At 66.1% G+C, this 21,551-nt stretch carries 29 protein-coding genes; 21 read left to right on the top strand and 8 right to left on the bottom strand.

From position 1 onward, the window contains the following. A partial coding sequence (locus tag JOF55_RS24090; protein WP_310279105.1) for a helix-turn-helix domain-containing protein occupies positions 1–1,095 on the bottom strand: 1,095 nt, incomplete at its 3' end. 189 nt (positions 1,096–1,284) lie between these two features. Continuing rightward, positions 1,285–1,641, bottom strand: coding sequence for a helix-turn-helix domain-containing protein (locus JOF55_RS24085; RefSeq protein ID WP_310272425.1), 357 nt, complete (start codon positions 1,639–1,641; stop codon positions 1,285–1,287). 214 nt (positions 1,642–1,855) lie between these two features. Here JOF55_RS24085 and JOF55_RS24080 point away from each other — a divergent pair, with 214 nt between their 5' ends. The 7 genes from JOF55_RS24080 to JOF55_RS24050 all read left to right on the top strand — a co-directional run bounded on the left by JOF55_RS24080 (position 1,856) and on the right by JOF55_RS24050 (position 6,634). Continuing rightward, complete coding sequence (locus JOF55_RS24080; protein WP_310272427.1) at positions 1,856–2,116, top strand: helix-turn-helix transcriptional regulator; 261 nt, start codon at positions 1,856–1,858, stop codon at positions 2,114–2,116. Between the two features lie 2 nt (positions 2,117–2,118). Next, positions 2,119–2,520: a hypothetical protein gene (locus JOF55_RS24075; RefSeq protein WP_310272429.1), complete on the top strand. Its 402-nt coding sequence runs from the start codon at positions 2,119–2,121 to the stop codon at positions 2,518–2,520. Further along, positions 2,517–2,951, top strand: a complete 435-nt coding sequence (locus JOF55_RS24070) for a hypothetical protein (RefSeq protein ID WP_310272431.1) — start codon at positions 2,517–2,519, stop codon at positions 2,949–2,951. Before JOF55_RS24075 ends, JOF55_RS24070 begins: the two co-directional genes overlap by 4 nt. Continuing rightward, positions 2,948–3,277: a hypothetical protein gene (locus tag JOF55_RS24065; RefSeq protein WP_310272433.1), complete on the top strand. Its 330-nt coding sequence runs from the start codon at positions 2,948–2,950 to the stop codon at positions 3,275–3,277. The genes JOF55_RS24070 and JOF55_RS24065 overlap by 4 nt, the downstream gene beginning before the upstream one ends. A gap of 199 nt (positions 3,278–3,476) precedes the next feature. Next, positions 3,477–4,715, top strand: a complete 1,239-nt coding sequence (locus JOF55_RS24060) for an ATP-binding protein (RefSeq protein ID WP_310272435.1) — start codon at positions 3,477–3,479, stop codon at positions 4,713–4,715. Next, positions 4,688–5,068 (top strand): helix-turn-helix domain-containing protein, encoded by a 381-nt coding sequence (locus JOF55_RS24055; RefSeq protein ID WP_310272437.1) that lies wholly within the window; start codon positions 4,688–4,690, stop codon positions 5,066–5,068. The genes JOF55_RS24060 and JOF55_RS24055 overlap by 28 nt, the downstream gene beginning before the upstream one ends. A gap of 246 nt (positions 5,069–5,314) precedes the next feature. Further along, on the top strand, positions 5,315–6,634 hold the full coding sequence (locus JOF55_RS24050) for a tyrosine-type recombinase/integrase (RefSeq protein ID WP_310272439.1): 1,320 nt from the start codon (positions 5,315–5,317) through the stop codon (positions 6,632–6,634). 555 nt (positions 6,635–7,189) lie between these two features. Here the strand turns inward: JOF55_RS24050 and JOF55_RS24045 are convergent. From JOF55_RS24045 to JOF55_RS24035, 3 genes are all read right to left on the bottom strand, one after another. Continuing rightward, positions 7,190–7,657, bottom strand: coding sequence for an NUDIX domain-containing protein (locus JOF55_RS24045; protein WP_310272421.1), 468 nt, complete (start codon positions 7,655–7,657; stop codon positions 7,190–7,192). 23 nt (positions 7,658–7,680) lie between these two features. After that, entirely contained in the window at positions 7,681–8,895 is a 1,215-nt protein-coding gene (locus tag JOF55_RS24040) for a helix-turn-helix domain-containing protein (RefSeq protein WP_310272423.1), read from the bottom strand. Between the two features lie 189 nt (positions 8,896–9,084). Next, the gene (locus JOF55_RS24035; RefSeq protein WP_310272425.1) at positions 9,085–9,441 is read right to left on the bottom strand and encodes a helix-turn-helix domain-containing protein; all 357 of its coding nucleotides are present in this window, start codon (positions 9,439–9,441) and stop codon (positions 9,085–9,087) included. A 214-nt stretch (positions 9,442–9,655) separates the two neighbouring features. Here JOF55_RS24035 and JOF55_RS24030 point away from each other — a divergent pair, with 214 nt between their 5' ends. The 7 genes from JOF55_RS24030 to JOF55_RS24000 all read left to right on the top strand — a co-directional run bounded on the left by JOF55_RS24030 (position 9,656) and on the right by JOF55_RS24000 (position 14,434). After that, entirely contained in the window at positions 9,656–9,916 is a 261-nt protein-coding gene (locus JOF55_RS24030) for a helix-turn-helix transcriptional regulator (RefSeq protein WP_310272427.1), read from the top strand. 2 nt (positions 9,917–9,918) lie between these two features. Beyond that, entirely contained in the window at positions 9,919–10,320 is a 402-nt protein-coding gene (locus JOF55_RS24025) for a hypothetical protein (RefSeq protein WP_310272429.1), read from the top strand. Next, positions 10,317–10,751, top strand: a complete 435-nt coding sequence (locus tag JOF55_RS24020) for a hypothetical protein (RefSeq protein ID WP_310272431.1) — start codon at positions 10,317–10,319, stop codon at positions 10,749–10,751. The genes JOF55_RS24025 and JOF55_RS24020 overlap by 4 nt, the downstream gene beginning before the upstream one ends. Continuing rightward, complete coding sequence (locus JOF55_RS24015) at positions 10,748–11,077, top strand: hypothetical protein (protein WP_310272433.1); 330 nt, start codon at positions 10,748–10,750, stop codon at positions 11,075–11,077. The genes JOF55_RS24020 and JOF55_RS24015 overlap by 4 nt, the downstream gene beginning before the upstream one ends. 199 nt (positions 11,078–11,276) lie before the next feature. Continuing rightward, positions 11,277–12,515, top strand: coding sequence for an ATP-binding protein (locus JOF55_RS24010; protein WP_310272435.1), 1,239 nt, complete (start codon positions 11,277–11,279; stop codon positions 12,513–12,515). Continuing rightward, positions 12,488–12,868, top strand: a complete 381-nt coding sequence (locus JOF55_RS24005) for a helix-turn-helix domain-containing protein (protein WP_310272437.1) — start codon at positions 12,488–12,490, stop codon at positions 12,866–12,868. The genes JOF55_RS24010 and JOF55_RS24005 overlap by 28 nt, the downstream gene beginning before the upstream one ends. A gap of 246 nt (positions 12,869–13,114) precedes the next feature. Then, positions 13,115–14,434 carry a tyrosine-type recombinase/integrase gene (locus JOF55_RS24000; RefSeq protein WP_310272439.1) on the top strand — a complete coding sequence of 440 codons (1,320 nt, stop codon included), beginning with the start codon at positions 13,115–13,117 and terminating at the stop codon, positions 14,432–14,434. A gap of 555 nt (positions 14,435–14,989) precedes the next feature. Here JOF55_RS24000 and JOF55_RS23995 read toward each other — a convergent pair. The 3 genes from JOF55_RS23995 to JOF55_RS23985 all read right to left on the bottom strand — a co-directional run bounded on the left by JOF55_RS23995 (position 14,990) and on the right by JOF55_RS23985 (position 17,241). Continuing rightward, entirely contained in the window at positions 14,990–15,457 is a 468-nt protein-coding gene (locus JOF55_RS23995; protein ID WP_310272421.1) for an NUDIX domain-containing protein, read from the bottom strand. 23 nt (positions 15,458–15,480) lie between these two features. Further along, positions 15,481–16,695, bottom strand: a complete 1,215-nt coding sequence (locus JOF55_RS23990) for a helix-turn-helix domain-containing protein (protein ID WP_310272423.1) — start codon at positions 16,693–16,695, stop codon at positions 15,481–15,483. A gap of 189 nt (positions 16,696–16,884) precedes the next feature. Next, positions 16,885–17,241 carry a helix-turn-helix domain-containing protein gene (locus tag JOF55_RS23985; protein ID WP_310272425.1) on the bottom strand — a complete coding sequence of 119 codons (357 nt, stop codon included), beginning with the start codon at positions 17,239–17,241 and terminating at the stop codon, positions 16,885–16,887. A 214-nt stretch (positions 17,242–17,455) separates the two neighbouring features. Between JOF55_RS23985 and JOF55_RS23980 the strand changes: the two genes are divergently transcribed. The 7 genes from JOF55_RS23980 to JOF55_RS23950 form a co-directional block, all read left to right on the top strand. Continuing rightward, positions 17,456–17,716 carry a helix-turn-helix transcriptional regulator gene (locus JOF55_RS23980; RefSeq protein WP_310272427.1) on the top strand — a complete coding sequence of 87 codons (261 nt, stop codon included), beginning with the start codon at positions 17,456–17,458 and terminating at the stop codon, positions 17,714–17,716. A 2-nt stretch (positions 17,717–17,718) separates the two neighbouring features. Beyond that, complete coding sequence (locus JOF55_RS23975; protein WP_310272429.1) at positions 17,719–18,120, top strand: hypothetical protein; 402 nt, start codon at positions 17,719–17,721, stop codon at positions 18,118–18,120. Continuing rightward, complete coding sequence (locus JOF55_RS23970) at positions 18,117–18,551, top strand: hypothetical protein (RefSeq protein WP_310272431.1); 435 nt, start codon at positions 18,117–18,119, stop codon at positions 18,549–18,551. The genes JOF55_RS23975 and JOF55_RS23970 overlap by 4 nt, the downstream gene beginning before the upstream one ends. After that, positions 18,548–18,877 carry a hypothetical protein gene (locus JOF55_RS23965; RefSeq protein WP_310272433.1) on the top strand — a complete coding sequence of 110 codons (330 nt, stop codon included), beginning with the start codon at positions 18,548–18,550 and terminating at the stop codon, positions 18,875–18,877. The genes JOF55_RS23970 and JOF55_RS23965 overlap by 4 nt, the downstream gene beginning before the upstream one ends. 199 nt (positions 18,878–19,076) lie before the next feature. Further along, entirely contained in the window at positions 19,077–20,315 is a 1,239-nt protein-coding gene (locus tag JOF55_RS23960) for an ATP-binding protein (protein ID WP_310272435.1), read from the top strand. Beyond that, positions 20,288–20,668: a helix-turn-helix domain-containing protein gene (locus JOF55_RS23955; protein ID WP_310272437.1), complete on the top strand. Its 381-nt coding sequence runs from the start codon at positions 20,288–20,290 to the stop codon at positions 20,666–20,668. The genes JOF55_RS23960 and JOF55_RS23955 overlap by 28 nt, the downstream gene beginning before the upstream one ends. Before the next feature lie 246 nt (positions 20,669–20,914). Beyond that, positions 20,915–21,551, top strand: a 637-nt coding sequence (locus tag JOF55_RS23950; RefSeq protein WP_510184019.1) for a tyrosine-type recombinase/integrase, incomplete at its 3' end; no start/stop codon positions are given.

The following is a 21,551-nucleotide window of genomic DNA, read 5'->3' as shown; positions in this document are numbered from 1 at the left end:
CGCGCGCTGCTCGGCATCGAGCACGATGGATAGGGCTTCGTCAGTGCGGTTCCAGGCGCTGAAAGCGCGGGCGGTTTCCAGGGCATGACGCACCTGCCGTTCGAGCGGAAGCGCCGACGTGTCCACGGTCGGCCCGACATCCACCGCGACCTGAACGTCTCCCAGCTCCATCGCGGTCGCGACCCTGTGAATGGAGACGTTGCTCGGCCCGAACGCTGTCCAAAGGTAGTTACCGTCACCGCCCAACCGGTCTGCGGACTCCTGAGCCTCACTCAGGAAGGCGCTCGTACTGGACCGGTCGTCACAACGTGCCGCTGCCATCGAGCCCGCGAGGAAGAGCGAACCGTAGACGGAGAGCATCGCGCTACCGGCTTCGCCGACACTGGGCTGGAGCACATCGGCGGCCGTCCTGGTCAGTTGCACGGCTTCCGGGAACCGACCGGTCGACAGCAGCGCATGAGTCACCGAGCGGAACAGCGAGCCAAGGATCAGCGGGTTGCCGACCTGCTGAGCAGCGTTCAGCCCGCGCTCGGCAGCGATCCAAGCGAGATCGACCTCACCGAGCTTGGTCAGAACCGACGTGGCTGCTTGGTAGCTGAGCGCGAGCAGTTCGCGCCCCTCCGAGCCGTGCGCTTGAGCTGCGAGTGCGGCATCCGACAGCAGCAGCGGAGTACGCCCGGTCACGAAGCCGTAGCGCGATTCCTGGTACGCCGCGAATACGTCGCCGACTCCCTGACGAAGGGTCTCCAGCTCGGGCGGCTCGCTGTCGTTCTCGGCTCCGCCGAGCAAGGGCGTGAGCTGGCGATAGTCCATCAGAGCAGCACGCAGAGCGGGAACTGTCTTCGTCCCGCTCTCCTTGTTCCATTCGAGTAGCGTCGGCTCGCCGATGAGGTCGCCGATGGTGACATCGAGTGCTTCGGCGAGAGTTCGGATGACGGACAGCCTGTCCAGGTCGATCCGGTTGTTCTCCACCTTGCTCAGCCAGTCGACGGTGCGGCCGATACGTCCGGCCAGTACTTCTTGCGGCATCCCTCGACGTCGCCGGTACCACGCGATGCGTTCTCCGATGGTCAGTGAGCTTGTCATTCCGCGCATGAGTCCAGGCTCCAACCCCTCGGCGGGTAGACCCCGGAAAGTTTTTCCGGGGTCCGGCTCCCGTTTCGCTCCATGCTGCTCATGTCGCTACAGACGCACGGACCACGGGAGGCCCAGCATGGTGCAACCGCGATCACTGCGGGAAGAGCGTTGCCACTGTCCGCGTGCTGCTTCTGCGGGCAGTACGGCTCAAGGACGAGTGTCGTCAGCAGCTTGCCGACGCTCGACGATTTCAAGGCGTTCTGCCAGGTCAGCAAGCGTTTGCTTGACCTGTTCCAGCTCCACGCGGAGCGAATCCGTACCACCGGAGTCCGAGGGCTCTTCACTCTCCAGCACCGACGAGAGATGGTCCGAGGGCAAATCCAGCGCTTCCGAGATGGCCGCAAGGGTGCGCGCACTGCGCTTGCGTGGCTTGAGGTTGTTCTGGAGCTCGCGCACGGTCATCGGTGCGACGTCGGCCCGCCGCGTGAGTTCCTGCTGTGTCATGTCGAGCTCGCCCATACGGCGCTTGATCACCTCGGACACGGCGGCCCAGTCCTTCGGCATCGACCCTCCCCGGGTTGCTGGTTTCGTCGACAATCCTAGCCCTACCAGGGCTTTCGCAGAAACCTCAGGACAAGACTTGACATCGCCAATGTCGTCGATAGTATTGGCGACAGCTTCAGTCGCTCACTTCGCAGCAGACGTAGAAGCCGCAAGAAAAGCTCCGCCCGGTGCGGCAACACCGGACGGAGCGCACATCGAAGTTTCTGGAGTAACGATGCAGGACAAGGGTACGCGCATGTACCGCGTCAAGGCAGTAGCCGAGCGCTACGACGTCTCGGTCGACACGATCTATCGGGCGATTGAGTCCGGCCAGTTGGACGCGTTGAAGCTGGGCACTGGTAAGGGCACCTTGCGGATTCCCGAGCACGCGCTGAGGGCCTATGAGGAAGCGTGCTCGCAGGCTGCTTACGACTCCTACGTTCTCGGCACCGCGTCAGCCGCTGAGGGCGACGAGCAGATCGGGGAGGTGGCCTGACGATGATGCCGCAGTCGAGGAAGGCCACCGGCCACGTTGATGGCCGCCCGGTCGAGTTCATCCCCACCCACCGCGACGGCAACACCAGCCCCGCCACCATGCGGGTGTCGATGACCGTGCCGGTCTCGCTGGAAGATGTCACCGCCGCCCTGTGGATCCTGGTCGACGGCGGAATGGCGATCGAGGAACTCGAAGACGACGAGTTCGCCCACATGATGGTCGTCGAAACACTGTTCGCCGAGGGCGGCACGGCCATCGCCGCCGCCCTGGCGGTCATGGACGACCTGCCCCCTGGCAGCGAACGGGCCGAAACTGCTGCCATGCTCCGCGCCCGGGTCGACAAACTCTACGGCCAGCCCCTGGCGTCCACGCGCTACGAGCTGGCCGGAGGTGTGCGGTCATGACCGAGCAGACTCTTACCCGGCTCAAGGCCGCCCGGCTGGCCCAGGAGTGGAGCGCTGCCCACGTGGTCCGCGAGCTGCGCCGCATCGCCACCGACCGGGGCGAGCACCCCTACGGGGCCGACACGGTCAAGCGGGGTCTGCGCCGCTGGGAGAACGGTTACCAGAACGTGCCCGGCTGGGCCGTGGGCCTGCTGGAGCAGTGCTACGGCCTGTCGGCCGCCGAACTGGGCATCAGCCACCCGGAACCGGACACACAGCTCATCGAGCAGGCCCGCGCCGTACTCACCGGGACCACTCCCGAGGAACCCGCCGACGACAGCGCCCCGCACGTCGAACGGGGTCCGCGTCGGCAAACCAGCACCGGCACGTGGTTGCGGCTGCTTCGCACCCAGCACCACGCCGCACCGACCGCCACGGGGGTGGCCTCATGAGCACTCAGACCCAGATCACCGAACTGACCATGCGGACCCTGCTGTACGCGGTGCCGATCAGCCACGCCCAACTGCGGGAGGCCTCGCTGCGGCAACTGGCCACCTACATCGGCCGAGTCGCCGGACGGATGCCCGAACAGGACCTCCGAGACCTGGAACACGGCATGACCCGGCTCGTCGACAACGAAGGACCGATGTTCGACCGGCAGCGCTACACCCTGGTCCAGTCCCGCGTGGCCGCCCTGGTGCCGTTTCTGACGGCCCACCAGGGCGGAGCCGAGGTCCACCCGATCGAGACCGCACCCGACCACCTCTGGCCCAACTGAGTCGACCCCCGATCGAGGGTTGACCGACCCGGTGGGCCTGTCAGAGCCGTTCCGACAGGCCCACCCTGCTCCCCTTTCGGCCCCTCCGAACAGCACCGACACCACCGGAACCACGTCCCTTACTCCGAGCCTTACTCCCCGCCTGAACGGGGACGACCGGACCGGAGTCACCATCGCGACGAACCGGAGCCGACACCCCATGACAACGCCTCACACGTCCGCGCCGAGTCCGGGCGAGCCCGGTCACCGACTGCGGGCCGTCCCCGATCCCGAACCCGGGCTCACGACCGGCACGAACAGCACCGATGAGCAGCATCGGGATAGGGCCGGAGACCCCCACCCGGAGACCCCGGACCGGACCGACTCCGCCGAGTCGACCCCGGTCCGGCGGTTGCACCTGACTCGGGCCTCGCAGATCCCTATCCGGCCGACCTACTGGACCTGGGAAGGGCGCATCCCGCGCGGTGCGATCACCCTCGGACCCGGGCGGGAAGGCATCGGCAAGTCGCTGTTTTGCTCCTGGCTGGCCGCCCAGATCACCCTCGGCACCCTCGACGGAGTCGACTACGGAACCCCGAAGGGCGTGGTCTATGCCGCCACCGAGGACTCCTGGGAAGCCACCATCGCACCGCGGCTGCACGCCGCCGGAGCCGACCTCGACCGGGTATACCGAGTCGAGGTCACCACCGCTGGCGGCACCACCCTTCCGTTGACCCTGCCGCGCGACTGCGACGAGCTGGCCGCCGAAATCACCGCCGCCGACGTGGGCCTACTCGTGCTCGACCCGCTGATCTCAGCCGTGGACAGCCGAGTCAACGTCAACCAGGAAGAACTCCGCACCGCCCTTGAACCACTCGCCCGGTTGGCCGACGAGACCGGGTGTGCGGTGTTCGGATTGGCCCATTTCAACAAGGCCAGCGGCACCGACGTCCTGTCCCGCGTGACCGGCTCGCGGGCATTCTCCGCCGTGGCCCGGGCAGCCGTGGCCTTTGCCCGCGACCCGGAGGCCGACGACGGGTCCTGTGTGCTCTCACAGGTCAAAAACAACCTCGGCAGCCTCGACCTACCGTCCCTGCGGTATCTGGTCGAGCCGGTCACCCTGCCCACCACCGACGGCCCCGGCCAGTGGGGACGGCTGCGCTTCCTCGGCGAGACCACCGCCCACGTGGAAACGATCCTGTCCGACACCGGCCAGAACGACGACGAAGCCGACGAACGCCACGAACTCGACACCTGGCTCCGCAACTACCTCGCCGATCAGGGCGGCTCCGCCCCGGTCAAGACCATCTTCGGGCAGGGCCACGAGGGCGGTTACAGCAAAGACCAGCTCAAGCGAGCCAAGAAACGCCTCCGCCTCGGTGCCGATAAGGACGGAATGCGCGGCGGCTGGACCTGGTATCTGCCCGAAGAGTGCGAAGGGAGCAGGACCCCGAAATAGCCGCTCCCTTCGCCCCCTTCGCGCTCTTCGGCGCTCCCTTCGGGCACTGCGCCGCACCTTTCGGAGTCGCCTCGCAGACGAGCAAGTTCGTTTTCTTCGTTTCCTTCGTACTTCGTCGCCGCAAGCCAGGAGGCACCACCATGACCACCCACCGCTTGACCGACGAACAACCCCGCTCCCTGCTGACCGTCGAACAAGCCGCACACCGCCTGTCCATCGGGCGGACCACCATGTTCCAGCTCATCAAAACCGGCGCCGTCGACTCCGTACAGATCGGCCGCGCCCGTCGTGTCCCAATCGAAGCGCTCGACGCCTACGTCCAGCTCCTGAGCACTCAACAGCACGCAGCGTAGCGAAAAGTCGGAGTCGACCAGCCCAGCACGGTCGCTAGGTCTAGCGCCCACACCCGCTAGACCTAGCGACCCCGCTAGCAACATCGCACCCACCTACACCAGCGAACTAGCGGCTAGCGAGGCAGCTCACCACATCCAGAACAAGAACCGAAAAAGGCCAGTTCAGACCCCCGGCACACCCGCTAGGAGCTTCCCCTCGCACGCCCACATCCAGACACAGAAAGTAACTAAGGGAGGAACCGCACGATGGCCCGCAAGCGCCGCGACGAAGGCCGCGCTCCCAACGGAGCAGGCAGCATCTACTACAGCGAAGCTGACGGCAAATGGCACGGCCGCATCACCGTCGGAGTCCGTGACGACGGCAGGCCCGACCGCCGGCACGTCAAGCGCAAGACCGAAGGAGAGGTAGTCGACGCACTCCAGGAGCTGGAACAGCAGCGGCGAGCCGGGACGGTGCGCAAGCCCGGTAAGCCGTGGACGGTCGAGGCGTGGCTGAAGCACTGGGTCGAGAACATCGCGGCTCCCTCCATTCGGTACAAGGCTCTGGAGGGCTACCGCACGGCCGTTTACCGGCACCTGATCCCCGGCATCGGTGCTCACCGACTCGACAAGATCCGGCCGGAGCACTTCGAGAAGCTGTACACGAAGCTCACCAAGTCCGGTCTGAAACCTGCCACCGCTCACCAGGTGCACCGCACGGCCCGCACCGCGCTCGGTGAGGCCGAGAAGCGCGGCCACCTCGGACGCAACCCCGTGTCTCTGGCCAAGCCTCCCCGCATCGAGGAGGAAGAGATCGAGCCTATCGACTCCGATGACGTGAAGCGCATCCTCCGGGCCGCACTGCACCGCCGTAACGGTGTCCGGTTCGTGATCGCGCTCGCGCTCGGTTGTCGGCAAGGTGAAGCGCTCGGGCTGAAGTGGGACAACCTCAACGAGCAGAACCGCACCTTGCGTATCCGCAAGGCACTACAGCGGCAGAAGTGGCAACACGGCTGCACCGACCCGCACACCTGCGGCGCGAAGTACCACAAGACCGAGCCATGCAAGGACGGTTGTAAGCAGCACACCCGGCCGTGTCCGCCACCGTGCCCACCGGACTGCACCGAGCACGCCCGGAACTGTCCACAGCGGCACGGCGGGGGCCTGGTCGAGGTCGACGTGAAGTCACGGGCGGGCCGCCGCCTGATCGGGCTGCCCGATCAGCTCTTCGAGCTGCTACAGCGTCACCGCGACCAGCAGGAAGCCGAACGCCAGCACGCCGGGAGTGAGTGGCACGACAGCGGACGGATCTTCACCCAGCCCAACGGGAAGGCACTCGATCCCCGCCGGGACTACGCGGAATGGCACGCGCTCTTGGCTGAGGCCGGAGTGGCGGAGGCTCGGCTCCACGATGCCCGGCACACCGCCGCGACGGTGCTGCTCATCCTCGGCGTGCCTGACCGCACGGTCATGGAAGTCATGGGGTGGTCAAGCGTGACCATGAAACACCGCTACATGCACGTCACCGAGACCGTCCGGCGCGACGTGGCCGAGCGCCTGAATTCCTACTTCTGGGAGGGCAACTGAGACCCGAACTGAGCCCCCGGTAAAGCGAGAACGCCGCTCCAAAGTGCTCGGAGCGGCGTTCTCGCTGGTCAACCCTGGAGCCGCTGAGGGGACTCGAACCCCTGACCTTCCGCTTACAAGTTCCCGGGTAGTCAGTTCACCGTGGGCCGTTCAGGTCCGTTCGTGCTGGTCATCGGTATGGCTGGAACATTGGTGAACGGGTCCGTACTGGAGTGGACTGAGACCCGAACTGAGACCCCGAGGAGACAGGGAACCGGTACGGGAATCACACGTCGGTAAGGGAATTTTCCCTGTCCGGTTCCCTGGGCCGACTCCCTCGGGATGAGCTGCGGCAACACCCCGGACAGGGAACGAGGGAAGGCAGGGAACCACCCCGGTGCGGGGCCTGCCAGCCAGGGGCGCACATCCCGACGAGGCACTCCCTCCCTCACAGCGCGCAGCAAGTGAAGTTCCCGAAGGGAGCGCCGAAGGGAGCGAAGAGTGCGAAGGGAGCGGCTTACACAGGGGCCTACCCCCTTCGCACCCTTCGATGAAACGTGCACTCGATACCTTCGCTCACTCCATCGTTGGCTCGCCGTGTTCGAGGTAGACCATGCATCCCTTCTCATGGGCAGCGTGAGCCTGCTTCAAGCGGCGAGCCAAGCGAGGGATCAGATAGTCGTCAAGTTCGTGGACAGGTACCCAATCCCACGAGTCCAGCTCGTTCGAGTCGAGCTGAATACGGTGTTCGTCGTCCGCGAGATCGCCGCAGTCGAACACCCACAGCAGCTTGTCGCCGTCGTGCTCGGTCGGTGCCCAGTCGACGGCCAGGACTCGGCGCGGTTGGCGCTGGAGTCCGATTTCTTCGGCCAGCTCTCGGCTACAGGCTTGGGCCGGTGACTCGCCACCGTCCACGTAGCCTCCGGGAATGTCCCAACGATTGCCGTAGGTCTTGCGCACGAGCAAGACCTTTCCGGAGGCGCTGACGAACAGCGCACCGGCGGCCACGCGAGGAGTGGCGAACCTCTGTGTTACGGACTCCATATTGCGACCCTATCCAGCTACGTTCATGAGAGCTTGAGACGCCGCGCCAGGTCAGCGAGTGCGGGCGACGGTTTACCGCGCTGCTGACGCATCCACGTCAGGACGAGTTGTCTGCTCAGGTAGTGGTGCCGTACCTGCTCAGGCGCGCGCTGCTCGGCATCGAGCACGATGGATAGGGCTTCGTCAGTGCGGTTCCAGGCGCTGAAAGCGCGGGCGGTTTCCAGGGCATGACGCACCTGCCGTTCGAGCGGAAGCGCCGACGTGTCCACGGTCGGCCCGACATCCACCGCGACCTGAACGTCTCCCAGCTCCATCGCGGTCGCGACCCTGTGAATGGAGACGTTGCTCGGCCCGAACGCTGTCCAAAGGTAGTTACCGTCACCGCCCAACCGGTCTGCGGACTCCTGAGCCTCACTCAGGAAGGCGCTCGTACTGGACCGGTCGTCACAACGTGCCGCTGCCATCGAGCCCGCGAGGAAGAGCGAACCGTAGACGGAGAGCATCGCGCTACCGGCTTCGCCGACACTGGGCTGGAGCACATCGGCGGCCGTCCTGGTCAGTTGCACGGCTTCCGGGAACCGACCGGTCGACAGCAGCGCATGAGTCACCGAGCGGAACAGCGAGCCAAGGATCAGCGGGTTGCCGACCTGCTGAGCAGCGTTCAGCCCGCGCTCGGCAGCGATCCAAGCGAGATCGACCTCACCGAGCTTGGTCAGAACCGACGTGGCTGCTTGGTAGCTGAGCGCGAGCAGTTCGCGCCCCTCCGAGCCGTGCGCTTGAGCTGCGAGTGCGGCATCCGACAGCAGCAGCGGAGTACGCCCGGTCACGAAGCCGTAGCGCGATTCCTGGTACGCCGCGAATACGTCGCCGACTCCCTGACGAAGGGTCTCCAGCTCGGGCGGCTCGCTGTCGTTCTCGGCTCCGCCGAGCAAGGGCGTGAGCTGGCGATAGTCCATCAGAGCAGCACGCAGAGCGGGAACTGTCTTCGTCCCGCTCTCCTTGTTCCATTCGAGTAGCGTCGGCTCGCCGATGAGGTCGCCGATGGTGACATCGAGTGCTTCGGCGAGAGTTCGGATGACGGACAGCCTGTCCAGGTCGATCCGGTTGTTCTCCACCTTGCTCAGCCAGTCGACGGTGCGGCCGATACGTCCGGCCAGTACTTCTTGCGGCATCCCTCGACGTCGCCGGTACCACGCGATGCGTTCTCCGATGGTCAGTGAGCTTGTCATTCCGCGCATGAGTCCAGGCTCCAACCCCTCGGCGGGTAGACCCCGGAAAGTTTTTCCGGGGTCCGGCTCCCGTTTCGCTCCATGCTGCTCATGTCGCTACAGACGCACGGACCACGGGAGGCCCAGCATGGTGCAACCGCGATCACTGCGGGAAGAGCGTTGCCACTGTCCGCGTGCTGCTTCTGCGGGCAGTACGGCTCAAGGACGAGTGTCGTCAGCAGCTTGCCGACGCTCGACGATTTCAAGGCGTTCTGCCAGGTCAGCAAGCGTTTGCTTGACCTGTTCCAGCTCCACGCGGAGCGAATCCGTACCACCGGAGTCCGAGGGCTCTTCACTCTCCAGCACCGACGAGAGATGGTCCGAGGGCAAATCCAGCGCTTCCGAGATGGCCGCAAGGGTGCGCGCACTGCGCTTGCGTGGCTTGAGGTTGTTCTGGAGCTCGCGCACGGTCATCGGTGCGACGTCGGCCCGCCGCGTGAGTTCCTGCTGTGTCATGTCGAGCTCGCCCATACGGCGCTTGATCACCTCGGACACGGCGGCCCAGTCCTTCGGCATCGACCCTCCCCGGGTTGCTGGTTTCGTCGACAATCCTAGCCCTACCAGGGCTTTCGCAGAAACCTCAGGACAAGACTTGACATCGCCAATGTCGTCGATAGTATTGGCGACAGCTTCAGTCGCTCACTTCGCAGCAGACGTAGAAGCCGCAAGAAAAGCTCCGCCCGGTGCGGCAACACCGGACGGAGCGCACATCGAAGTTTCTGGAGTAACGATGCAGGACAAGGGTACGCGCATGTACCGCGTCAAGGCAGTAGCCGAGCGCTACGACGTCTCGGTCGACACGATCTATCGGGCGATTGAGTCCGGCCAGTTGGACGCGTTGAAGCTGGGCACTGGTAAGGGCACCTTGCGGATTCCCGAGCACGCGCTGAGGGCCTATGAGGAAGCGTGCTCGCAGGCTGCTTACGACTCCTACGTTCTCGGCACCGCGTCAGCCGCTGAGGGCGACGAGCAGATCGGGGAGGTGGCCTGACGATGATGCCGCAGTCGAGGAAGGCCACCGGCCACGTTGATGGCCGCCCGGTCGAGTTCATCCCCACCCACCGCGACGGCAACACCAGCCCCGCCACCATGCGGGTGTCGATGACCGTGCCGGTCTCGCTGGAAGATGTCACCGCCGCCCTGTGGATCCTGGTCGACGGCGGAATGGCGATCGAGGAACTCGAAGACGACGAGTTCGCCCACATGATGGTCGTCGAAACACTGTTCGCCGAGGGCGGCACGGCCATCGCCGCCGCCCTGGCGGTCATGGACGACCTGCCCCCTGGCAGCGAACGGGCCGAAACTGCTGCCATGCTCCGCGCCCGGGTCGACAAACTCTACGGCCAGCCCCTGGCGTCCACGCGCTACGAGCTGGCCGGAGGTGTGCGGTCATGACCGAGCAGACTCTTACCCGGCTCAAGGCCGCCCGGCTGGCCCAGGAGTGGAGCGCTGCCCACGTGGTCCGCGAGCTGCGCCGCATCGCCACCGACCGGGGCGAGCACCCCTACGGGGCCGACACGGTCAAGCGGGGTCTGCGCCGCTGGGAGAACGGTTACCAGAACGTGCCCGGCTGGGCCGTGGGCCTGCTGGAGCAGTGCTACGGCCTGTCGGCCGCCGAACTGGGCATCAGCCACCCGGAACCGGACACACAGCTCATCGAGCAGGCCCGCGCCGTACTCACCGGGACCACTCCCGAGGAACCCGCCGACGACAGCGCCCCGCACGTCGAACGGGGTCCGCGTCGGCAAACCAGCACCGGCACGTGGTTGCGGCTGCTTCGCACCCAGCACCACGCCGCACCGACCGCCACGGGGGTGGCCTCATGAGCACTCAGACCCAGATCACCGAACTGACCATGCGGACCCTGCTGTACGCGGTGCCGATCAGCCACGCCCAACTGCGGGAGGCCTCGCTGCGGCAACTGGCCACCTACATCGGCCGAGTCGCCGGACGGATGCCCGAACAGGACCTCCGAGACCTGGAACACGGCATGACCCGGCTCGTCGACAACGAAGGACCGATGTTCGACCGGCAGCGCTACACCCTGGTCCAGTCCCGCGTGGCCGCCCTGGTGCCGTTTCTGACGGCCCACCAGGGCGGAGCCGAGGTCCACCCGATCGAGACCGCACCCGACCACCTCTGGCCCAACTGAGTCGACCCCCGATCGAGGGTTGACCGACCCGGTGGGCCTGTCAGAGCCGTTCCGACAGGCCCACCCTGCTCCCCTTTCGGCCCCTCCGAACAGCACCGACACCACCGGAACCACGTCCCTTACTCCGAGCCTTACTCCCCGCCTGAACGGGGACGACCGGACCGGAGTCACCATCGCGACGAACCGGAGCCGACACCCCATGACAACGCCTCACACGTCCGCGCCGAGTCCGGGCGAGCCCGGTCACCGACTGCGGGCCGTCCCCGATCCCGAACCCGGGCTCACGACCGGCACGAACAGCACCGATGAGCAGCATCGGGATAGGGCCGGAGACCCCCACCCGGAGACCCCGGACCGGACCGACTCCGCCGAGTCGACCCCGGTCCGGCGGTTGCACCTGACTCGGGCCTCGCAGATCCCTATCCGGCCGACCTACTGGACCTGGGAAGGGCGCATCCCGCGCGGTGCGATCACCCTCGGACCCGGGCGGGAAGGCATCGGCAAGTCGCTGTTTTGCTCCTGGCTGGCCGCCCAGATCACCCTCGGCACCCTCGACGGAGTCGACTACGGAACCCCGAAGGGCGTGGTCTATGCCGCCACCGAGGACTCCTGGGAAGCCACCATCGCACCGCGGCTGCACGCCGCCGGAGCCGACCTCGACCGGGTATACCGAGTCGAGGTCACCACCGCTGGCGGCACCACCCTTCCGTTGACCCTGCCGCGCGACTGCGACGAGCTGGCCGCCGAAATCACCGCCGCCGACGTGGGCCTACTCGTGCTCGACCCGCTGATCTCAGCCGTGGACAGCCGAGTCAACGTCAACCAGGAAGAACTCCGCACCGCCCTTGAACCACTCGCCCGGTTGGCCGACGAGACCGGGTGTGCGGTGTTCGGATTGGCCCATTTCAACAAGGCCAGCGGCACCGACGTCCTGTCCCGCGTGACCGGCTCGCGGGCATTCTCCGCCGTGGCCCGGGCAGCCGTGGCCTTTGCCCGCGACCCGGAGGCCGACGACGGGTCCTGTGTGCTCTCACAGGTCAAAAACAACCTCGGCAGCCTCGACCTACCGTCCCTGCGGTATCTGGTCGAGCCGGTCACCCTGCCCACCACCGACGGCCCCGGCCAGTGGGGACGGCTGCGCTTCCTCGGCGAGACCACCGCCCACGTGGAAACGATCCTGTCCGACACCGGCCAGAACGACGACGAAGCCGACGAACGCCACGAACTCGACACCTGGCTCCGCAACTACCTCGCCGATCAGGGCGGCTCCGCCCCGGTCAAGACCATCTTCGGGCAGGGCCACGAGGGCGGTTACAGCAAAGACCAGCTCAAGCGAGCCAAGAAACGCCTCCGCCTCGGTGCCGATAAGGACGGAATGCGCGGCGGCTGGACCTGGTATCTGCCCGAAGAGTGCGAAGGGAGCAGGACCCCGAAATAGCCGCTCCCTTCGCCCCCTTCGCGCTCTTCGGCGCTCCCTTCGGGCACTGCGCCGCACCTTTCGGAGTCGCCTCGCAGACGAGCAAGTTCGTTTTCTTCGTTTCCTTCGTACTTCGTCGCCGCAAGCCAGGAGGCACCACCATGACCACCCACCGCTTGACCGACGAACAACCCCGCTCCCTGCTGACCGTCGAACAAGCCGCACACCGCCTGTCCATCGGGCGGACCACCATGTTCCAGCTCATCAAAACCGGCGCCGTCGACTCCGTACAGATCGGCCGCGCCCGTCGTGTCCCAATCGAAGCGCTCGACGCCTACGTCCAGCTCCTGAGCACTCAACAGCACGCAGCGTAGCGAAAAGTCGGAGTCGACCAGCCCAGCACGGTCGCTAGGTCTAGCGCCCACACCCGCTAGACCTAGCGACCCCGCTAGCAACATCGCACCCACCTACACCAGCGAACTAGCGGCTAGCGAGGCAGCTCACCACATCCAGAACAAGAACCGAAAAAGGCCAGTTCAGACCCCCGGCACACCCGCTAGGAGCTTCCCCTCGCACGCCCACATCCAGACACAGAAAGTAACTAAGGGAGGAACCGCACGATGGCCCGCAAGCGCCGCGACGAAGGCCGCGCTCCCAACGGAGCAGGCAGCATCTACTACAGCGAAGCTGACGGCAAATGGCACGGCCGCATCACCGTCGGAGTCCGTGACGACGGCAGGCCCGACCGCCGGCACGTCAAGCGCAAGACCGAAGGAGAGGTAGTCGACGCACTCCAGGAGCTGGAACAGCAGCGGCGAGCCGGGACGGTGCGCAAGCCCGGTAAGCCGTGGACGGTCGAGGCGTGGCTGAAGCACTGGGTCGAGAACATCGCGGCTCCCTCCATTCGGTACAAGGCTCTGGAGGGCTACCGCACGGCCGTTTACCGGCACCTGATCCCCGGCATCGGTGCTCACCGACTCGACAAGATCCGGCCGGAGCACTTCGAGAAGCTGTACACGAAGCTCACCAAGTCCGGTCTGAAACCTGCCACCGCTCACCAGGTGCACCGCACGGCCCGCACCGCGCTCGGTGAGGCCGAGAAGCGCGGCCACCTCGGACGCAACCCCGTGTCTCTGGCCAAGCCTCCCCGCATCGAGGAGGAAGAGATCGAGCCTATCGACTCCGATGACGTGAAGCGCATCCTCCGGGCCGCACTGCACCGCCGTAACGGTGTCCGGTTCGTGATCGCGCTCGCGCTCGGTTGTCGGCAAGGTGAAGCGCTCGGGCTGAAGTGGGACAACCTCAACGAGCAGAACCGCACCTTGCGTATCCGCAAGGCACTACAGCGGCAGAAGTGGCAACACGGCTGCACCGACCCGCACACCTGCGGCGCGAAGTACCACAAGACCGAGCCATGCAAGGACGGTTGTAAGCAGCACACCCGGCCGTGTCCGCCACCGTGCCCACCGGACTGCACCGAGCACGCCCGGAACTGTCCACAGCGGCACGGCGGGGGCCTGGTCGAGGTCGACGTGAAGTCACGGGCGGGCCGCCGCCTGATCGGGCTGCCCGATCAGCTCTTCGAGCTGCTACAGCGTCACCGCGACCAGCAGGAAGCCGAACGCCAGCACGCCGGGAGTGAGTGGCACGACAGCGGACGGATCTTCACCCAGCCCAACGGGAAGGCACTCGATCCCCGCCGGGACTACGCGGAATGGCACGCGCTCTTGGCTGAGGCCGGAGTGGCGGAGGCTCGGCTCCACGATGCCCGGCACACCGCCGCGACGGTGCTGCTCATCCTCGGCGTGCCTGACCGCACGGTCATGGAAGTCATGGGGTGGTCAAGCGTGACCATGAAACACCGCTACATGCACGTCACCGAGACCGTCCGGCGCGACGTGGCCGAGCGCCTGAATTCCTACTTCTGGGAGGGCAACTGAGACCCGAACTGAGCCCCCGGTAAAGCGAGAACGCCGCTCCAAAGTGCTCGGAGCGGCGTTCTCGCTGGTCAACCCTGGAGCCGCTGAGGGGACTCGAACCCCTGACCTTCCGCTTACAAGTTCCCGGGTAGTCAGTTCACCGTGGGCCGTTCAGGTCCGTTCGTGCTGGTCATCGGTATGGCTGGAACATTGGTGAACGGGTCCGTACTGGAGTGGACTGAGACCCGAACTGAGACCCCGAGGAGACAGGGAACCGGTACGGGAATCACACGTCGGTAAGGGAATTTTCCCTGTCCGGTTCCCTGGGCCGACTCCCTCGGGATGAGCTGCGGCAACACCCCGGACAGGGAACGAGGGAAGGCAGGGAACCACCCCGGTGCGGGGCCTGCCAGCCAGGGGCGCACATCCCGACGAGGCACTCCCTCCCTCACAGCGCGCAGCAAGTGAAGTTCCCGAAGGGAGCGCCGAAGGGAGCGAAGAGTGCGAAGGGAGCGGCTTACACAGGGGCCTACCCCCTTCGCACCCTTCGATGAAACGTGCACTCGATACCTTCGCTCACTCCATCGTTGGCTCGCCGTGTTCGAGGTAGACCATGCATCCCTTCTCATGGGCAGCGTGAGCCTGCTTCAAGCGGCGAGCCAAGCGAGGGATCAGATAGTCGTCAAGTTCGTGGACAGGTACCCAATCCCACGAGTCCAGCTCGTTCGAGTCGAGCTGAATACGGTGTTCGTCGTCCGCGAGATCGCCGCAGTCGAACACCCACAGCAGCTTGTCGCCGTCGTGCTCGGTCGGTGCCCAGTCGACGGCCAGGACTCGGCGCGGTTGGCGCTGGAGTCCGATTTCTTCGGCCAGCTCTCGGCTACAGGCTTGGGCCGGTGACTCGCCACCGTCCACGTAGCCTCCGGGAATGTCCCAACGATTGCCGTAGGTCTTGCGCACGAGCAAGACCTTTCCGGAGGCGCTGACGAACAGCGCACCGGCGGCCACGCGAGGAGTGGCGAACCTCTGTGTTACGGACTCCATATTGCGACCCTATCCAGCTACGTTCATGAGAGCTTGAGACGCCGCGCCAGGTCAGCGAGTGCGGGCGACGGTTTACCGCGCTGCTGACGCATCCACGTCAGGACGAGTTGTCTGCTCAGGTAGTGGTGCCGTACCTGCTCAGGCGCGCGCTGCTCGGCATCGAGCACGATGGATAGGGCTTCGTCAGTGCGGTTCCAGGCGCTGAAAGCGCGGGCGGTTTCCAGGGCATGACGCACCTGCCGTTCGAGCGGAAGCGCCGACGTGTCCACGGTCGGCCCGACATCCACCGCGACCTGAACGTCTCCCAGCTCCATCGCGGTCGCGACCCTGTGAATGGAGACGTTGCTCGGCCCGAACGCTGTCCAAAGGTAGTTACCGTCACCGCCCAACCGGTCTGCGGACTCCTGAGCCTCACTCAGGAAGGCGCTCGTACTGGACCGGTCGTCACAACGTGCCGCTGCCATCGAGCCCGCGAGGAAGAGCGAACCGTAGACGGAGAGCATCGCGCTACCGGCTTCGCCGACACTGGGCTGGAGCACATCGGCGGCCGTCCTGGTCAGTTGCACGGCTTCCGGGAACCGACCGGTCGACAGCAGCGCATGAGTCACCGAGCGGAACAGCGAGCCAAGGATCAGCGGGTTGCCGACCTGCTGAGCAGCGTTCAGCCCGCGCTCGGCAGCGATCCAAGCGAGATCGACCTCACCGAGCTTGGTCAGAACCGACGTGGCTGCTTGGTAGCTGAGCGCGAGCAGTTCGCGCCCCTCCGAGCCGTGCGCTTGAGCTGCGAGTGCGGCATCCGACAGCAGCAGCGGAGTACGCCCGGTCACGAAGCCGTAGCGCGATTCCTGGTACGCCGCGAATACGTCGCCGACTCCCTGACGAAGGGTCTCCAGCTCGGGCGGCTCGCTGTCGTTCTCGGCTCCGCCGAGCAAGGGCGTGAGCTGGCGATAGTCCATCAGAGCAGCACGCAGAGCGGGAACTGTCTTCGTCCCGCTCTCCTTGTTCCATTCGAGTAGCGTCGGCTCGCCGATGAGGTCGCCGATGGTGACATCGAGTGCTTCGGCGAGAGTTCGGATGACGGACAGCCTGTCCAGGTCGATCCGGTTGTTCTCCACCTTGCTCAGCCAGTCGACGGTGCGGCCGATACGTCCGGCCAGTACTTCTTGCGGCATCCCTCGACGTCGCCGGTACCACGCGATGCGTTCTCCGATGGTCAGTGAGCTTGTCATTCCGCGCATGAGTCCAGGCTCCAACCCCTCGGCGGGTAGACCCCGGAAAGTTTTTCCGGGGTCCGGCTCCCGTTTCGCTCCATGCTGCTCATGTCGCTACAGACGCACGGACCACGGGAGGCCCAGCATGGTGCAACCGCGATCACTGCGGGAAGAGCGTTGCCACTGTCCGCGTGCTGCTTCTGCGGGCAGTACGGCTCAAGGACGAGTGTCGTCAGCAGCTTGCCGACGCTCGACGATTTCAAGGCGTTCTGCCAGGTCAGCAAGCGTTTGCTTGACCTGTTCCAGCTCCACGCGGAGCGAATCCGTACCACCGGAGTCCGAGGGCTCTTCACTCTCCAGCACCGACGAGAGATGGTCCGAGGGCAAATCCAGCGCTTCCGAGATGGCCGCAAGGGTGCGCGCACTGCGCTTGCGTGGCTTGAGGTTGTTCTGGAGCTCGCGCACGGTCATCGGTGCGACGTCGGCCCGCCGCGTGAGTTCCTGCTGTGTCATGTCGAGCTCGCCCATACGGCGCTTGATCACCTCGGACACGGCGGCCCAGTCCTTCGGCATCGACCCTCCCCGGGTTGCTGGTTTCGTCGACAATCCTAGCCCTACCAGGGCTTTCGCAGAAACCTCAGGACAAGACTTGACATCGCCAATGTCGTCGATAGTATTGGCGACAGCTTCAGTCGCTCACTTCGCAGCAGACGTAGAAGCCGCAAGAAAAGCTCCGCCCGGTGCGGCAACACCGGACGGAGCGCACATCGAAGTTTCTGGAGTAACGATGCAGGACAAGGGTACGCGCATGTACCGCGTCAAGGCAGTAGCCGAGCGCTACGACGTCTCGGTCGACACGATCTATCGGGCGATTGAGTCCGGCCAGTTGGACGCGTTGAAGCTGGGCACTGGTAAGGGCACCTTGCGGATTCCCGAGCACGCGCTGAGGGCCTATGAGGAAGCGTGCTCGCAGGCTGCTTACGACTCCTACGTTCTCGGCACCGCGTCAGCCGCTGAGGGCGACGAGCAGATCGGGGAGGTGGCCTGACGATGATGCCGCAGTCGAGGAAGGCCACCGGCCACGTTGATGGCCGCCCGGTCGAGTTCATCCCCACCCACCGCGACGGCAACACCAGCCCCGCCACCATGCGGGTGTCGATGACCGTGCCGGTCTCGCTGGAAGATGTCACCGCCGCCCTGTGGATCCTGGTCGACGGCGGAATGGCGATCGAGGAACTCGAAGACGACGAGTTCGCCCACATGATGGTCGTCGAAACACTGTTCGCCGAGGGCGGCACGGCCATCGCCGCCGCCCTGGCGGTCATGGACGACCTGCCCCCTGGCAGCGAACGGGCCGAAACTGCTGCCATGCTCCGCGCCCGGGTCGACAAACTCTACGGCCAGCCCCTGGCGTCCACGCGCTACGAGCTGGCCGGAGGTGTGCGGTCATGACCGAGCAGACTCTTACCCGGCTCAAGGCCGCCCGGCTGGCCCAGGAGTGGAGCGCTGCCCACGTGGTCCGCGAGCTGCGCCGCATCGCCACCGACCGGGGCGAGCACCCCTACGGGGCCGACACGGTCAAGCGGGGTCTGCGCCGCTGGGAGAACGGTTACCAGAACGTGCCCGGCTGGGCCGTGGGCCTGCTGGAGCAGTGCTACGGCCTGTCGGCCGCCGAACTGGGCATCAGCCACCCGGAACCGGACACACAGCTCATCGAGCAGGCCCGCGCCGTACTCACCGGGACCACTCCCGAGGAACCCGCCGACGACAGCGCCCCGCACGTCGAACGGGGTCCGCGTCGGCAAACCAGCACCGGCACGTGGTTGCGGCTGCTTCGCACCCAGCACCACGCCGCACCGACCGCCACGGGGGTGGCCTCATGAGCACTCAGACCCAGATCACCGAACTGACCATGCGGACCCTGCTGTACGCGGTGCCGATCAGCCACGCCCAACTGCGGGAGGCCTCGCTGCGGCAACTGGCCACCTACATCGGCCGAGTCGCCGGACGGATGCCCGAACAGGACCTCCGAGACCTGGAACACGGCATGACCCGGCTCGTCGACAACGAAGGACCGATGTTCGACCGGCAGCGCTACACCCTGGTCCAGTCCCGCGTGGCCGCCCTGGTGCCGTTTCTGACGGCCCACCAGGGCGGAGCCGAGGTCCACCCGATCGAGACCGCACCCGACCACCTCTGGCCCAACTGAGTCGACCCCCGATCGAGGGTTGACCGACCCGGTGGGCCTGTCAGAGCCGTTCCGACAGGCCCACCCTGCTCCCCTTTCGGCCCCTCCGAACAGCACCGACACCACCGGAACCACGTCCCTTACTCCGAGCCTTACTCCCCGCCTGAACGGGGACGACCGGACCGGAGTCACCATCGCGACGAACCGGAGCCGACACCCCATGACAACGCCTCACACGTCCGCGCCGAGTCCGGGCGAGCCCGGTCACCGACTGCGGGCCGTCCCCGATCCCGAACCCGGGCTCACGACCGGCACGAACAGCACCGATGAGCAGCATCGGGATAGGGCCGGAGACCCCCACCCGGAGACCCCGGACCGGACCGACTCCGCCGAGTCGACCCCGGTCCGGCGGTTGCACCTGACTCGGGCCTCGCAGATCCCTATCCGGCCGACCTACTGGACCTGGGAAGGGCGCATCCCGCGCGGTGCGATCACCCTCGGACCCGGGCGGGAAGGCATCGGCAAGTCGCTGTTTTGCTCCTGGCTGGCCGCCCAGATCACCCTCGGCACCCTCGACGGAGTCGACTACGGAACCCCGAAGGGCGTGGTCTATGCCGCCACCGAGGACTCCTGGGAAGCCACCATCGCACCGCGGCTGCACGCCGCCGGAGCCGACCTCGACCGGGTATACCGAGTCGAGGTCACCACCGCTGGCGGCACCACCCTTCCGTTGACCCTGCCGCGCGACTGCGACGAGCTGGCCGCCGAAATCACCGCCGCCGACGTGGGCCTACTCGTGCTCGACCCGCTGATCTCAGCCGTGGACAGCCGAGTCAACGTCAACCAGGAAGAACTCCGCACCGCCCTTGAACCACTCGCCCGGTTGGCCGACGAGACCGGGTGTGCGGTGTTCGGATTGGCCCATTTCAACAAGGCCAGCGGCACCGACGTCCTGTCCCGCGTGACCGGCTCGCGGGCATTCTCCGCCGTGGCCCGGGCAGCCGTGGCCTTTGCCCGCGACCCGGAGGCCGACGACGGGTCCTGTGTGCTCTCACAGGTCAAAAACAACCTCGGCAGCCTCGACCTACCGTCCCTGCGGTATCTGGTCGAGCCGGTCACCCTGCCCACCACCGACGGCCCCGGCCAGTGGGGACGGCTGCGCTTCCTCGGCGAGACCACCGCCCACGTGGAAACGATCCTGTCCGACACCGGCCAGAACGACGACGAAGCCGACGAACGCCACGAACTCGACACCTGGCTCCGCAACTACCTCGCCGATCAGGGCGGCTCCGCCCCGGTCAAGACCATCTTCGGGCAGGGCCACGAGGGCGGTTACAGCAAAGACCAGCTCAAGCGAGCCAAGAAACGCCTCCGCCTCGGTGCCGATAAGGACGGAATGCGCGGCGGCTGGACCTGGTATCTGCCCGAAGAGTGCGAAGGGAGCAGGACCCCGAAATAGCCGCTCCCTTCGCCCCCTTCGCGCTCTTCGGCGCTCCCTTCGGGCACTGCGCCGCACCTTTCGGAGTCGCCTCGCAGACGAGCAAGTTCGTTTTCTTCGTTTCCTTCGTACTTCGTCGCCGCAAGCCAGGAGGCACCACCATGACCACCCACCGCTTGACCGACGAACAACCCCGCTCCCTGCTGACCGTCGAACAAGCCGCACACCGCCTGTCCATCGGGCGGACCACCATGTTCCAGCTCATCAAAACCGGCGCCGTCGACTCCGTACAGATCGGCCGCGCCCGTCGTGTCCCAATCGAAGCGCTCGACGCCTACGTCCAGCTCCTGAGCACTCAACAGCACGCAGCGTAGCGAAAAGTCGGAGTCGACCAGCCCAGCACGGTCGCTAGGTCTAGCGCCCACACCCGCTAGACCTAGCGACCCCGCTAGCAACATCGCACCCACCTACACCAGCGAACTAGCGGCTAGCGAGGCAGCTCACCACATCCAGAACAAGAACCGAAAAAGGCCAGTTCAGACCCCCGGCACACCCGCTAGGAGCTTCCCCTCGCACGCCCACATCCAGACACAGAAAGTAACTAAGGGAGGAACCGCACGATGGCCCGCAAGCGCCGCGACGAAGGCCGCGCTCCCAACGGAGCAGGCAGCATCTACTACAGCGAAGCTGACGGCAAATGGCACGGCCGCATCACCGTCGGAGTCCGTGACGACGGCAGGCCCGACCGCCGGCACGTCAAGCGCAAGACCGAAGGAGAGGTAGTCGACGCACTCCAGGAGCTGGAACAGCAGCGGCGAGCCGGGACGGTGCGCAAGCCCGGTAAGCCGTGGACGGTCGAGGCGTGGCTGAAGCACTGGGTCGAGAACATCGCGGCTCCCTCCATTCGGTACAAGGCTCTGGAGGGCTACCGCACGGCCGTTTACCGGCACCTGATCCCCGGCATCGGTGCTCACCGACTCGACAAGATCCGGCCGGAGCACTTCGAGAAGCTGTACACGAAGCTCACCAAGTCCGGTCTGAAACCTGCCACCGCTCACCAGGTGCACCGCACGGCCCGCACCGCGCTCGGTGAGGCCGAGAAGCGCGGCCACCTCGGACGCAACCCCGTGTCTCTGGCCAAGCCTCCCCGCATCGAGGAGGAAGAGATCGAGCCTATCGACTCCGATGACGTGAAGCGCATCCTCCGGGCCGCACTGCACCGCCGTAACGGTGTCCGGTTCGTGATCGCGCTCGCGT

The sequence above is a fragment of the Haloactinomyces albus genome (assembly GCF_031458135.1).
Lineage (GTDB): Bacteria > Actinomycetota > Actinomycetes > Mycobacteriales > Pseudonocardiaceae > Haloactinomyces > Haloactinomyces albus.
Note: the sequence above shows the minus strand (reverse complement) of the source record. Positions and strands in the feature narration are given on the sequence as shown.

Excerpts from the sequence above, each read along its gene's own strand:
- JOF55_RS23960 (WP_310272435.1), top strand. The coding sequence starts at position 19,077 with ATGACAACGCCTCACACGTCCGCGCCGAGTCCGGGCGAGCCCGGTCAC.
- JOF55_RS24025 (WP_310272429.1), top strand. The coding sequence starts at position 9,919 with ATGATGCCGCAGTCGAGGAAGGCCACCGGCCACGTTGATGGCCGCCCG.
- JOF55_RS24085 (WP_310272425.1), bottom strand. The coding sequence starts at position 1,641 with ATGCCGAAGGACTGGGCCGCCGTGTCCGAGGTGATCAAGCGCCGTATG.
- JOF55_RS24010 (WP_310272435.1), top strand. The coding sequence starts at position 11,277 with ATGACAACGCCTCACACGTCCGCGCCGAGTCCGGGCGAGCCCGGTCAC.
- JOF55_RS24045 (WP_310272421.1), bottom strand. The coding sequence starts at position 7,657 with ATGGAGTCCGTAACACAGAGGTTCGCCACTCCTCGCGTGGCCGCCGGT.
- JOF55_RS23970 (WP_310272431.1), top strand. The coding sequence starts at position 18,117 with ATGACCGAGCAGACTCTTACCCGGCTCAAGGCCGCCCGGCTGGCCCAG.
- JOF55_RS23975 (WP_310272429.1), top strand. The coding sequence starts at position 17,719 with ATGATGCCGCAGTCGAGGAAGGCCACCGGCCACGTTGATGGCCGCCCG.
- JOF55_RS24015 (WP_310272433.1), top strand. The coding sequence starts at position 10,748 with ATGAGCACTCAGACCCAGATCACCGAACTGACCATGCGGACCCTGCTG.
- JOF55_RS24080 (WP_310272427.1), top strand. The coding sequence starts at position 1,856 with ATGCAGGACAAGGGTACGCGCATGTACCGCGTCAAGGCAGTAGCCGAG.
- JOF55_RS24060 (WP_310272435.1), top strand. The coding sequence starts at position 3,477 with ATGACAACGCCTCACACGTCCGCGCCGAGTCCGGGCGAGCCCGGTCAC.
- JOF55_RS23985 (WP_310272425.1), bottom strand. The coding sequence starts at position 17,241 with ATGCCGAAGGACTGGGCCGCCGTGTCCGAGGTGATCAAGCGCCGTATG.
- JOF55_RS24050 (WP_310272439.1), top strand. The coding sequence starts at position 5,315 with ATGGCCCGCAAGCGCCGCGACGAAGGCCGCGCTCCCAACGGAGCAGGC.
- JOF55_RS24040 (WP_310272423.1), bottom strand. The coding sequence starts at position 8,895 with ATGCGCGGAATGACAAGCTCACTGACCATCGGAGAACGCATCGCGTGG.
- JOF55_RS24070 (WP_310272431.1), top strand. The coding sequence starts at position 2,517 with ATGACCGAGCAGACTCTTACCCGGCTCAAGGCCGCCCGGCTGGCCCAG.
- JOF55_RS23965 (WP_310272433.1), top strand. The coding sequence starts at position 18,548 with ATGAGCACTCAGACCCAGATCACCGAACTGACCATGCGGACCCTGCTG.
- JOF55_RS24035 (WP_310272425.1), bottom strand. The coding sequence starts at position 9,441 with ATGCCGAAGGACTGGGCCGCCGTGTCCGAGGTGATCAAGCGCCGTATG.
- JOF55_RS24030 (WP_310272427.1), top strand. The coding sequence starts at position 9,656 with ATGCAGGACAAGGGTACGCGCATGTACCGCGTCAAGGCAGTAGCCGAG.
- JOF55_RS24000 (WP_310272439.1), top strand. The coding sequence starts at position 13,115 with ATGGCCCGCAAGCGCCGCGACGAAGGCCGCGCTCCCAACGGAGCAGGC.
- JOF55_RS24020 (WP_310272431.1), top strand. The coding sequence starts at position 10,317 with ATGACCGAGCAGACTCTTACCCGGCTCAAGGCCGCCCGGCTGGCCCAG.
- JOF55_RS24065 (WP_310272433.1), top strand. The coding sequence starts at position 2,948 with ATGAGCACTCAGACCCAGATCACCGAACTGACCATGCGGACCCTGCTG.
- JOF55_RS23980 (WP_310272427.1), top strand. The coding sequence starts at position 17,456 with ATGCAGGACAAGGGTACGCGCATGTACCGCGTCAAGGCAGTAGCCGAG.
- JOF55_RS24075 (WP_310272429.1), top strand. The coding sequence starts at position 2,119 with ATGATGCCGCAGTCGAGGAAGGCCACCGGCCACGTTGATGGCCGCCCG.
- JOF55_RS23990 (WP_310272423.1), bottom strand. The coding sequence starts at position 16,695 with ATGCGCGGAATGACAAGCTCACTGACCATCGGAGAACGCATCGCGTGG.
- JOF55_RS23995 (WP_310272421.1), bottom strand. The coding sequence starts at position 15,457 with ATGGAGTCCGTAACACAGAGGTTCGCCACTCCTCGCGTGGCCGCCGGT.